At 59.8% G+C, this 11,555-nt stretch carries 11 protein-coding genes; 7 read left to right on the top strand and 4 right to left on the bottom strand.

Going from position 1 to position 11,555, the window contains the following annotated elements:
* Window positions 1-95: 95 nt before the first annotated feature.
* On the top strand, window positions 96-1,373 hold the full coding sequence (gene larA / locus AB5750_RS06860) for a nickel-dependent lactate racemase (protein WP_022093875.1): 1,278 nt from the start codon (window positions 96-98) through the stop codon (window positions 1,371-1,373).
* A 49-nt stretch (window positions 1,374-1,422) separates the two neighbouring features.
* Complete coding sequence (gene larD, locus AB5750_RS06855; RefSeq protein ID WP_006234784.1) at window positions 1,423-2,154, top strand: D/L-lactic acid transporter LarD; 732 nt, start codon at window positions 1,423-1,425, stop codon at window positions 2,152-2,154.
* A gap of 343 nt (window positions 2,155-2,497) precedes the next feature.
* Here larD and AB5750_RS06850 read toward each other — a convergent pair whose 3' ends face one another.
* From AB5750_RS06850 to serB, 4 genes are all read right to left on the bottom strand, one after another.
* The gene (locus AB5750_RS06850; protein ID WP_368145775.1) at window positions 2,498-3,037 is read right to left on the bottom strand and encodes a TetR/AcrR family transcriptional regulator; all 540 of its coding nucleotides are present in this window, start codon (window positions 3,035-3,037) and stop codon (window positions 2,498-2,500) included.
* 2 nt (window positions 3,038-3,039) lie between these two features.
* Window positions 3,040-3,966, bottom strand: coding sequence for a nickel pincer cofactor biosynthesis protein LarC (larC, locus tag AB5750_RS06845; RefSeq protein ID WP_368145776.1), 927 nt, complete (start codon window positions 3,964-3,966; stop codon window positions 3,040-3,042).
* A 10-nt stretch (window positions 3,967-3,976) separates the two neighbouring features.
* Entirely contained in the window at window positions 3,977-4,759 is a 783-nt protein-coding gene (larB, locus tag AB5750_RS06840) for a nickel pincer cofactor biosynthesis protein LarB (protein WP_368145777.1), read from the bottom strand.
* Between the two features lie 116 nt (window positions 4,760-4,875).
* Window positions 4,876-5,556 (bottom strand): phosphoserine phosphatase SerB, encoded by a 681-nt coding sequence (gene serB / locus AB5750_RS06835; protein WP_368145778.1) that lies wholly within the window; start codon window positions 5,554-5,556, stop codon window positions 4,876-4,878.
* 211 nt (window positions 5,557-5,767) lie between these two features.
* On the opposite strand from serB, the gene aspS reads away from it, so the two are divergent.
* From aspS to feoB, 5 genes are all read left to right on the top strand, one after another.
* Window positions 5,768-7,555 carry an aspartate--tRNA ligase gene (gene aspS, locus AB5750_RS06830; RefSeq protein WP_368145779.1) on the top strand — a complete coding sequence of 596 codons (1,788 nt, stop codon included), beginning with the start codon at window positions 5,768-5,770 and terminating at the stop codon, window positions 7,553-7,555.
* Between the two features lie 356 nt (window positions 7,556-7,911).
* Window positions 7,912-8,160 carry an HPr family phosphocarrier protein gene (locus AB5750_RS06825; RefSeq protein ID WP_040358817.1) on the top strand — a complete coding sequence of 83 codons (249 nt, stop codon included), beginning with the start codon at window positions 7,912-7,914 and terminating at the stop codon, window positions 8,158-8,160.
* Between the two features lie 235 nt (window positions 8,161-8,395).
* Window positions 8,396-8,638, top strand: a complete 243-nt coding sequence (locus AB5750_RS06820; RefSeq protein WP_022094360.1) for a FeoA family protein — start codon at window positions 8,396-8,398, stop codon at window positions 8,636-8,638.
* A gap of 39 nt (window positions 8,639-8,677) precedes the next feature.
* Window positions 8,678-8,899 carry a FeoA family protein gene (locus AB5750_RS06815; RefSeq protein WP_006234774.1) on the top strand — a complete coding sequence of 74 codons (222 nt, stop codon included), beginning with the start codon at window positions 8,678-8,680 and terminating at the stop codon, window positions 8,897-8,899.
* A gap of 123 nt (window positions 8,900-9,022) precedes the next feature.
* Window positions 9,023-11,350, top strand: a complete 2,328-nt coding sequence (gene feoB, locus AB5750_RS06810; RefSeq protein WP_368145780.1) for a ferrous iron transporter B — start codon at window positions 9,023-9,025, stop codon at window positions 11,348-11,350.
* The last annotated feature ends 205 nt before the right edge of the window (window positions 11,351-11,555 follow it).

Raw genomic sequence — 11,555 nt, 5'->3', positions numbered from 1 at the left:
TAATGAGTCGGTGGACGGTGGTGTTTTTCGGTGAGCGGCGTATCCTTCCAACGGTTAATCTAGTGTGTCAGTTGAAAGGAAGAGGGCGCTCGTCATTGTTTGAATGTGAACTGCCGTTTGACCACAAGACGTTGCATCTGGAGCTCGAGGATAAGAACTTTGCGGGTGTGATGGAAGGTCATCAAAACGAGTTTAAGACTACAAAATCGCAGGAAGAGCTGGTGGAGGAGTCGCTTGCCAACCCTTATGGCTCGCCTTCGCTCGAGGAGCTTTGTGCTGGCAAGAAGGATATTGTCATCATTAGCTCCGATCATACGCGTCCCGTTCCCTCGCGTGTGACGATGCCTATTCTGCTGCATCACATCCATTCTGCTGCGCCCGAGGCTCGCGTGCGTATTCTGGTTGCTACGGGTATGCATCGTCCGTCGACGCACGAGGAGCTCGTCAACAAGTACGGCGAGGAGATCGTTGCCAACGAGGAAATCGTTATGCACGTCGCGACCGATGACAGCATGATGAAAAAGATCGGCACCCTGCCTTCTGGCGGCGAGTGCATCATCAACAAGATTGCTGCCGATTGCGATCTGCTGCTTGCCGAGGGCTTTATTGAGCCGCACTTCTTTGCCGGTTTTTCTGGCAGCCGCAAGTCCGTCCTGCCTGGTATCGCCAGCTACAAGACCATCATGTACAACCACAACGGTCAGTTTGTGAACGATTCCCATTCGCGTGCCGGCAACCTGTGCCACAACCACGTGAGCGAGGACATGTTTGCCGCTGCCGAGATGGCTCACCTTGCCTTTGTGCTCAACGTGGTGCTCAACGGCAAGCACGAGGTCATCGGCTCCTTTGCCGGCGACATCCACAAGGCGCACGAGGCTGGCTGCGAGTTCGTGAAGAGCCTTGCCGGCGTTGAGCCCGTCGAGTGCGAGATTGCCATTACCACCAACGGCGGCTACCCGCTCGACCAGAACATCTATCAGGCCGTGAAGGGCATGTGCTCTGCCGAGGCTACGCTTCCCGAGGGCGGCGTGATCATCGACGTCGCCGGCTGTGCCGACGGTCACGGTGGCGAGGGCTTCTATCACAACATCGCCGACAACGATCCGGCGGAGTTTGAGCGTGCCTGCATCGACCGTCCTAAGGACGAGACCCTGCCCGACCAGTGGACGAGCCAGATCTTTGCCCGCATCCTGGCGCATCACCCTGTGATCATGGTCACCGACCTGTGCGATCACCAGATGATCAAGGATATGCACATGACGCCGGTCAACACCCTCGATGAGGCGCTCAAGCTCGCCTTTGAGATGAAGGGTGCCGATGCCAAGGTGGCCGTCATTCCCGATGGCCTGGGCGTTGTCGTCGCACAGCACTAGTACGCGGCCTAAACGAATCGTTTATAACCGACAAGAAAGATAAGGTTTTATGCTTACCAAACTCCTCTGCGAATTCGGCGCAACGGCCCTCATGATCATCTTTGGCGTGGGCGTGCACTGCGATACCGTGCTTAAGGGTACCAAGTATCAGGGCTCCGGCCATATGTTTGCCATCACCACTTGGTCTTTTGGCATCTCGGTCTGCCTGTTTGTCTTTGGTGGCGCCGTGTGCATGAACCCGGCTATGGTGCTTGCCCAGTGCATCGTCGGTCTGGTGCCGTGGAGCAGCTGCATCCCCTTCATGATTGCCGATATGCTCGGCGGCTTTGCGGGTGCCGTGATCGCATGGTTGATGTATGCCGATGAGTTCAAGGCTTCCGATGGTGTCATCGATCCCATTGCTCAGCGCAACATCTTCTCGACCAACCCCACCACCGAGGGTACGAACTATGCCCGTAATTTCTTCTGCGAGGCTATCTGCACCTTTGTGTTCATCAGCGCCATCCTTGCTGCTGCTAACCGTGCTGGCGAGAACGTCCTGATGCTCGCTATCTGCGTCGGTCTGATCGTTTGGGCTGTTGGCATGGGCATGGGAGGTATCACTGGCTTCGCCATGAACCAGGCCCGTGACCTTGGTCCTCGCATGGCCTATCAGGTGCTGCCGATTAAGAACAAGGCTGACAACAACTGGAAGTACGGCCTGCTCGTTCCTGGCATCGCTCCGTTTGTCGGTGCCGCTCTGGCCGCACTGTTCGTGCACGGTTTCTTGGGCATGTTCTAGTCCAAGACAATTGATATAACGCCCGGGTCCGGCATAGGTTAACTTTCCGCCGCGTCCTCGGACATGCAAGAAGCTCCCGCTGCGCACTTCGTGCGGCGGGAACTTCTTGCGTCCTGCGGAGTGCGGCGGAAAGTTAACCTATGCCGGACCCTGCGGGAATCCAGTTGCGTTCGAACAAGCAACCCAACATATATCTGAATTTGGATGTGGTGGGCACTTTGTTGTTAGGCGCTTTGAGGTGCGAGTGGCACTTTGGGATGCGTGGTGTCCTGAGCCGGGGCGGAACTTTGGAATGGGATTCGCACTTTGGGATGGGGATCCCATTTTGGGAAGGGATAGTTACTTAGTTGAAGAGAGGCTTAATGGCTGAGAGGTAGTCTTTGGCTACTTCGGCCCTATCTGCTTGAAAGTTGTGCCAGGCCCACCATTGGACCATTCCTACGAAGCTTGAGGCTATGTGGTGTAGTAGGAAGCTTCGGTCCATGGTGGCGGCGGGGCCGTTTGGGTCGGTAGGGACGGTTTCGGCTGCTCGTGACATGGTGGTCTTGCGGAGACAGTCGGCGAAGACGCGCGAGCCGGCTCCGGCTACGAGGGCTCGAACGCCCTGACGGCGTTCCCAGAGGTTGTTGAGGATATGCTCGACTTGCGCGAGTGGGTCGTCGAGCGGCGTACCATCGTCGTCGAGGGCGTGGGTGCAGATGTCGTTCACGAGCTCGGACAGTAGGTCGTCTTTGCTCTTGAAGAGGCCGTAGAACGTGGCCCGACCAACATGGGCACGAGCGATGATGTCGCCGACGGTAATCTTGCCGTAATCCTCTTCGCGTAGCAGCTCGGAGAACGCTGCAACGATGGCAGCGCGGCTTTTTTCTTTGCGGGCATCCATGGCTATGCATCCACGTCAACGAGTAGACAACGGAGCGTGCCGGAGCAACCCTCGTAGGGGCGCTTGCCGGCGCCGTAGCCGACGGCCTCGATGTGGTAGCGTGCCGGCAGGTGCTCGGACGTGCGCAGCGCGGTGACGATGGCGGCGCCCGTGGGCGTCACGAGCTCGCCAGCGACCGGTGCGGGCGTGAGGGCGATATTGCCCGCCTGGCATAGGTTGACGACAGCGGGGACGGGAATGGGCATGAGACCGTGGGCACAGCGGATGGTTCCGTGGCCCTCGGAGAGCGACTCGACAACGATGTCCTCAATACCCAGGTTATCGAGGCAGATGGCGACTGAGCAGACGTCGACGATGGAGTCGACGGCGCCCACCTCGTGGAACATGACGGTGTCAGGCGTTTTGCCGTGAGCCTTGGCCTCAGCGGCGGCGAGCGCGGTAAAGATGGCGAGCGCACGACGCTTGGCGCCATCGCTCAGCTGCGAGTCGTCGATAATCTCGGTGACGTCGGCCAGGGAACGGTGGTGATGGTGGTGGTGACCGTTGTGGTCGTGGGCGTGCTCATGCGTGTGCTCGTGGCAGTGGACATGCTCGTCCTCGTGATGATGCTCATGCTCACCATGGTCGTGATGGTGGTGATGAGCATGCTCATGCGTGTGCTCGGCGTCTGCTTCGTTGCCATAGAGCCATGCCATATCGTGGTCGTGGTTCTCGAGCTCCTCTGCCAGCTGAACATCGAAGTCGCAGGCGTCAATGCCGTGCTTGTTCACGCGCGTGACGGCAATCGTAAAGCCGTCGACCGGCAGTGTGGCGAGCTGCTCGCGCAGGTGCTCCTCGTTTGCGCCCAGGTCGAGCAGGGCGGCGACGGTCATATCGCCGCTGATGCCCGAGGTGCCGTCGATGATAAGCGTGTGCTGATGGTTGGACATGGAATGCTCCTTAGCGGGCGCAGGGTGTACCGGCGCTCAGATGATTGATAAGACTTGCCTGGTAGGCGGCGCCAAAGCCGTTGTCGATATTGACGACCGAAACGCCGCTGGCGCAGGAGTTGAGCATGGCGAGCAGCGCGGCCACGCCGCCAAAGCTCGCGCCATAGCCCACACTCGTGGGGACGGCGATGACCGGGCAGCTCACCAGGCCGCCGATGACGCTTGCCAGGGCGCCCTCCATGCCGGCGATGGCGATGACCACCTGGGCTTGGGCAAGTTCCTCGGCATGTGCGAGCAGGCGGTGCAGACCGGCGACGCCCACGTCGTAGAGACGATCGACTTCGTTGCCGTAGAACTCGGCCGTCAGTGCGGCCTCTTCGGCGACGGGCAGGTCGCTCGTGCCGGCGCAGGCCACGACGATGCGTCCGTTGCCGGTGGGGGAGGGCATGCCGCCCACGAGGGCGAGCTGGGCGTCCGGGACATAACCCAGGTCGATATTGTCATCAAGAAGCTCAACGGTGCGCGCTGCCTTGTCGGCATCGAGACGCGTGACCAGGACGTGCTCCTGGCCTGCGTCGCGCAGCGCCACGATAATGGCGGCAATCTGCTCGGCGGTTTTACCGGCGCCGTAGACAACCTCGCCGGCTCCCTGGCGCACCCCGCGCGAAAGATCGAGCTGTGCAAAGCCCAGATCGGCGGTCGGTGCCGTCTGGATGCGCGTGAGGGCATCGACCGGTGCAACGCTTCCGTCTGCCACGTCACTTAGCAATTGCTCAAGATCACGTTTGTCCATATAAGTTCCCTTCGACGCTTAAAAGTTTAGCATGCGAAGGGTTGTTTCCGAACATTAGGGCAAAATTGTTCGGAAATCTAATATGTCAGATTTGATGAAGTTGTGAGGCAAACTGACTAGTCGCGCAGGATGATGTCCATGGCGAGCATCAGGTTGCGCTCGTCGATGGCAAACGGTGCCGCCTCGCGCGTCTTGGGCTTGGCGCAAAACGCGATGCCGGTGCCCGCGGCCTGGATCATGGGGATGTCGTTTGCCCCGTCGCCGATCGCGACGGTATGAGCCATATCGACACCGCACTCAACCGCCCAGTCCAGCAGCTGGATGAGCTTGGACTCTTTGGTCACGATGTCTGCCGCCAGCTTACCGGTGAGCTGGCCGCCCACGACCTCCAGGTGGTTAGCGAGGCAAAAGTCGATGCCCGCGGCGGCCACGATCTTATCGGCGACCTCGTGAAAGCCGCCGCTTACCACGCCGACTTTCCAGCCCTTGCTGTGCGCCGAGCGCACAAGCTCCAGCGCGCCGGGGGTAAACGTCACGCGCTCAAAGGTGCGCTCGAACACACTTTCGTCCAAGCCGGCAAGCAGCCCCACGCGCTCCTCGAGCGCCTGCTTAAAGTCCAGCTCGCCGCACATAGCGCGCTCGGTGATTTGCGCAACTTGCTCGCCCACGCCGGCCTCCTCGCCCAACAGGTCGATGACCTCCTGGTTGATGAGCGTGGAGTCGATATCCATAACAATGAGGCGTGCAGTCATGATGGGCCTTTCCAAGTGCTGTTTTATTGGGGCATATTGTCGCACGTGAATAGCGCGGGCGGGTGCCGCGGTGCGTCAATTGTTTCGTCTCCGTCAAGTCTTTGGGTAAGAGCTACTTTTTCGCGGCACATCGACGCGGGTGCGATAACATAGAACGCCATGTCTGGCTGCGCGGTTTACGCAGGCTGGGCAAATCTGTACGACGCCGCCCGGAACGACACGGGGCGGCACAGATCCATAAAGGAGGATCACTGGTATGAGCCAGACCCGTCCCATCGATGAGCATTCCATGCACACCCGTACCTGCGGCGAGCTTCGCTTCGAGAACGTGGGCGAAGAGGTCACCCTCACCGGTTGGGTGAGCCGTCGTCGCGATCACGGCGGCCTTATCTTCTGCGACCTTCGCGACCGCGAGGGCATCACGCAGCTCACCTTCGACCCCGAGCACTCCGACGGCGACGCCTTTAAGATTGCCGAGACCATGCGTCCCGAGTGGCCCATCAAGATCCACGGCGTCGTGCGCGCTCGTGGCGAGGAGACCACCAACACCAAGCTCGCGACCGGCGAGATCGAGGTCCTGACCGACCATGCCGAGGTGCTCAACACGTCCGTCACCCCGCCGTTCCAGATCGAGGACGGCATCGAGACCAGCGAGGACGCCCGTCTGCGCTATCGCTATCTGGACCTCCGTCGTCCCGAGATGATGGCCAACCTCAAGCTGCGCTCCGACTTTACCTTCGCCATTCGCGAGGCGCTGCACAACCGTGAGTTCATGGAGGTCGAGACGCCCTCCCTGTTCAAGTCCACGCCTGAGGGCGCCCGCGACTTCATCGTTCCCAGCCGTATTCAGCCGGGTAACTTCTACGCCCTGCCGCAGTCCCCGCAGCTTCTGAAGCAGCTGCTCATGGTCGGTGGCGTCGAGCGCTACTACCAGGTTGCCAAGTGCTTCCGTGACGAGGACCTGCGTGCCGACCGTCAGCCCGAGTTCACCCAGGTCGATATCGAGATGTCCTTCGTGGACCAGAACGACGTTATGAGCGCGCTCGAAGAGGTCTTGGCCGATGCCTTCGGCCGCATGGGCGTCGAGATGCCCACGCCGCTGCGTCGCATGAACTACTGGGAGGCCATGGACACCTATGGCTCCGACAAGCCCGATACCCGCTATGGCATGCACCTGGTCGACCTGACCGACATCTTTGCCAACTCCAAGTTCAAGGTCTTTGCGACCGCCGCAAACGAGGAGGGTTCCGTCGTCAAGGCCATCAACGCCAAGGGCGCCGGCGCCTGGGCACGTGCCAAGATTGATAAGCTCGCCGGCGTGGCCTCCACGTTTGGCGCCAAGGGTCTGGCCTGGATCGCCTTCCGCGAGGACGGCTCCATCAACAGTCCCATCGTCAAGTTCTTCTCGGACGAGGAGATGGCGGCTCTGCGCGAGCGCATGGACGTCGAGCCCGGCGACCTCGTGATGTTCGCCGCCGGTCCGCGCCTGCTCTCTGACGAGATCCTGGGCGGTATGCGTTCCCACATGGCTAACGCGCTCGAGATCAAGCGCGAGGGCCACGACTTCCTGTGGGTTGTCAACTTCCCGCTGTTCCATTGGGACGAGGATCGCAAGGCCTATGCTGCTGAGCACCAGCCCTTTACCCTGCCGACCGAGACCGACATCGCCAAGATCGAGGCCGATCCGCTGGCAGCCGGTTCCTGCACCTACGACTTTGTCATGGACGGCTTTGAGGCTGGCGGCGGCGGTATGCGTATCCACAACGCCGAGATGCAGATGTCCATGCTCAAGCTCCTGGGCTTTACCGAGGAGCGCGCCGAGTCGCAGTTCGGCTTCCTCATGGAGGCCCTCAAGTTTGGTGCGCCCCCGATGGGCGGCTTCGCCCTGGGCCTGGACCGCGTATGCATGCTGCTCACCGGCTCCGACTCTATCCGCGACGTCATGGCGTTCCCCAAGACGGCCAGCGGCTCCGACCTCATGTCGGGCGCCCCGAGTGCCGTTAGCGGCGCCCAGCTCAAGGACGTCAGCCTGCGTCTGATGTAGGGAAGCGGCTACATATTGCCTGTAACGAGGGAAGGACGCGGGCCTTCCCTCGTTTTTTATGCGCCGAGGTTGTGAGGGCATGGGGTGACCGGACGTCGAGGAAGCTGCGTCCCGGAATTTGCGTCCAGAATGGGATGTACTTTCCGCCAGGGTCGCTCAGCGGAAACTGCGTCCCAGAATCCAGCCAAATAACGGGTCGCACTTTCCGGTTGAGCCTTCTGGCGGAAACTGTGTCCCATCATTGACGCTCGAAATGGGATGCGATTTCCGTCCCGCCCTCAACAAGCATCTAACGCTACAATAACTACCACGTGGCTGGGTTTTGCCGGCCGATGTGCGATGTCGCGGGAGGGGACATGGTCGAGTTTACAAAGACGATTAAAGATCCGTTGGGATTGCATGCCCGCCCGGTTGCGCTGCTCTATGACATCATTGCCAAGCACCGTAGTGACGTGTCGGTTTCGATTGGTGACCGCTACACCGATGGCCGCGACGTTATAGGGCTCATGGCACTCTGCGGCGAATGTGGCGAAGACGTCGTGTTCCGCGTTTCGGGCGTGGATGAGGCCTCCTGCGTCACGTCGATCAGAAACCTCTCGCTCTAAGCGCATCAATGTGACAAGGGGACAGTCCCCTTTGTTGCATAAATTGGTATGACAAGGCACCGCAAAGAGATGGTCTTTGTGGTGCTTCTTTTGTTTCGTATAGGAAACTTTTTCGAAATCTGAATGGGGACTCTTTCCAAAAAGTTAACCACGTGCTAGTTTACTATAGCGAACATAGACGTGGTTAACTTTTTACGCGTCGATGTTGAGGACGAACTGACGTTAGGAGCAACTCATGTCTTGCGGACCGCAGATGCCGGCCATGCCGCTTTCGATGGTAAAAGCGGGCGAAACCGTGCGCGTGTCTCGTGTAAAGGGCAATGAGGACATGAAACACCACCTCAAGGACCTCGGCTTTGTCGAGGGCAACGAAATCCACGTGGTGAGCTCGAGTGGTGCCAATATCATCGTCACGGTGCTGGGCGCACGCTTTGGCATCGATTCCAAGGTTGCCATGCACATCATGACCGTCGGTTAGTCAGCAGCATTTCATAAAAACCGAAAGGGGGACAAGAGGATGAAGACGTTGGGTGACGTTAAGGTGGGCGAGAGCTCCACCATCGTCAAGCTTCACGGTGAGGGTGCGCTTCGCCGCCACCTTATGGACCTGGGGCTCATCAAGGGCACTTCGTTCAAGGTCGTGAAGGTTGCACCGCTCGGTGATCCGGTCGAGATCAACGTGCGCGGCTACGAGCTTTCCATCCGCAAGGAGGAGGCCGCCGTCGTCGAGGTTCAGTAAGGACTCGCGGCGCATATTTCTGCAGATCAAGTTAGGTTTTTCTAACTTAATGCAGCAACTTTAAAGCACATTATCCAGCCTGCGCGGAGAAAGCAGCGCGGGCACACAAGGAAGAAGGATTGAATGGCGGATTCTCAGATCCATGTCGCGCTGGCGGGTAACCCCAACTGCGGCAAGACCACGCTTTTCAACCTGATCACCGGCGCCAACGGCTACGTTGGCAACTGGCCCGGCGTCACGGTTGAGAAAAAGGAGGCCAAGCTCCTAAGCGACAAGAACGTTACCATCACGGACCTCCCCGGCATCTACTCGCTTTCCCCCTACAGCCCCGAGGAGCAGTGCTCGCGCGATTACCTCATGAGCGGCGAGCCCGATGTCGTCGTCCAGGTGGTCGATGCCACCAACCTCGAGCGTAACCTGTACCTGGCGCTTCAGGTTATCGAGACCGGCCTGCCCGTGGTTGTTGCCCTCAACATGGCCGACTTGGTCGAGAAGAACGGCGACAAGATCGACACGGACAAGCTCTCCAAGAAGCTCGGCTGCCCGGTCATGATGATCTCCGCTCTTAAGAACAAGGGCATCACGGAGCTCTTCGAGCAGGTCAAGAAGTCCGCTGCTTCCAAGGGCGAGATGCCGGAGCACAAGTTCGACTCCTCCATCGAGGACGTTCTGACGCACATCGAGAACAACCTTCCGGCGAGCGTTCCCGCCAACAAGCGCCGCTATTACGCCGTCAAGCTGTTTGAGCGCGACGCGGACGCCTGCAAGCTCATCAACCTCACCAAGGAGAAGGCCGCTCGCGTGGAGGAGCTGGTCGCTCAGTGCGAGCAGGACTGCGACGACGACGCCGAGTCCATCATCACCGGCGAGCGTTACGGCGTGATTGCCCACATCATTGACGAGTGCCTCACCAAGGCTCCGGCAAAGATGAGCACCTCCGAGAAGATCGACCGCGTGGTTACCAACCGTATCCTGGGCCTGCCGATCTTTGTGGTCATCATGTTCTGCGTGTACTACATCGCCGTTTCTACCTTGGGCGGCACGGTGACCGACTTCACCAACGACCAGCTCTTCGGTACCGACGGTTGGTATGTGCTCGGCCAGGGTCGCGACGCCTACGACGCGGCCGTCGAGGCTGCGGGTGACAATGCCGACTCGGTCGACCCGGCACAGTACGGCCCCTATGTCCCGGGTATCACCACCGTGGTGCACGACGCCCTTGTGGCGGGCGGCACCGAGGACGGTGGCCTGGTCGATTCGCTGGTCTGCGACGGCATCGTCGGCGGCCTGGGCGCCATCTTCGGCTTCGTTCCGCAGATGTTCCTGCTGTTCGTCATGCTGTCCTTCTTGGAGGACTGCGGCTATATGGCCCGCGTCGCCTTCATCATGGACCGCGTGTTCCGCCGCTTTGGCCTGTCCGGTAAGTCCTTCATCCCCATGCTCGTGTCCTCGGGCTGCGGCGTCCCCGGCGTCATGGCTACCAAGACCATCGAGAACGAGAAGGACCGCCGCATGACGGTCATGACCACCACGTTCATTCCCTGTGGCGCTAAGCTGCCGATCATCGCCCTGCTCATGGGTTCCATCATCGGCGATTCTTCTACCACCGCCGCGTGGATCAGCCCGCTCTTCTACTTCCTGGGCGTCTTTGCCGTCATCGCCTCGGGCCTCATGCTCAAGAAGACCAAGCTCTTCGCCGGCCGCCCGACCCCGTTTGTCATGGAGCTCCCCGCTTACCACTTCCCGGCGATCCGCTCCTGGGCGCTGCACGTGTGGGAGCGCTGCTGGGCCTTTATCAAGAAGGCCGGCACGATCATCTTCGCCTCTACCGTCGTGGTGTGGTTCCTCTCCAACTTTGGTAGCTACAACGGCTCCTTTGGCTTCCTGCCTGCGATGGACGGCATCCCCGAGGAGTTCATGGACTACTCCGTGCTCGCCATGCTGGGCAACCTGGTCGCTTGGATCTTCGCCCCGCTCGGCTTTAGCACCTGGCAGGCAACCGCGCTGACTGTCTCTGGCCTCGTCGCCAAGGAGAACGTTGTCGCCACCGCCGGCTCGCTGCTGTCCGTCGCCGACGCGGGCGAGACCGACCCGAGCCTGTGGACCGCGTTTGCCGGCATGTTCCCCACCATGGGCGCCTGCGTTGCCTTCGGCGCGTTCAACCTGCTGTGCGCTCCGTGCTTTGCCGCTATGGGTACCATCCGCAACCAGATGAATTCCGGCAAGTGGACCGCGATTGCCCTCGGCTACGAGTGCGCCTTCGCTTGGGTGATCGGCCTGTTCATCAACCAGTTCTATAACCTGCTTGTCCTTGGGCAGTTTGGCTTCTGGACGGTTGTGGCTATCGTGCTGCTGGTCGCGATGCTCTTCCAGATTTTCCGTCCTATGCCCAAGCACGCTTGGACCGACGAGGACGAGACCAACACTGCTTCCGCTGCAGTTTCCGCCTAAGTCCGAATAAGGATCAACCCCTTTCCACGAGCCCGGGTGTCTCAGTGACACTCGGGCTTTTTGACGCAATGGGGGGACAGATTGCTTTGCTCCAGAAGTAAGATGTGGCGTTTCCGCAGATAAAACCGACCAAAATAAACCTGTCCCTATTTGGTAGGTGGAGAATGGGGTAAAGTAAGTGATGGTTAACTAGAGGAGGCTTGCT

Origin of the sequence: Collinsella aerofaciens, assembly GCF_040926185.1 — a bacterium.
In the GTDB taxonomy this organism is placed as follows: Bacteria; Actinomycetota; Coriobacteriia; order Coriobacteriales; family Coriobacteriaceae; genus Collinsella; species Collinsella aerofaciens_BC.
This window is presented reverse-complemented; position numbering and strand designations above follow the sequence as displayed.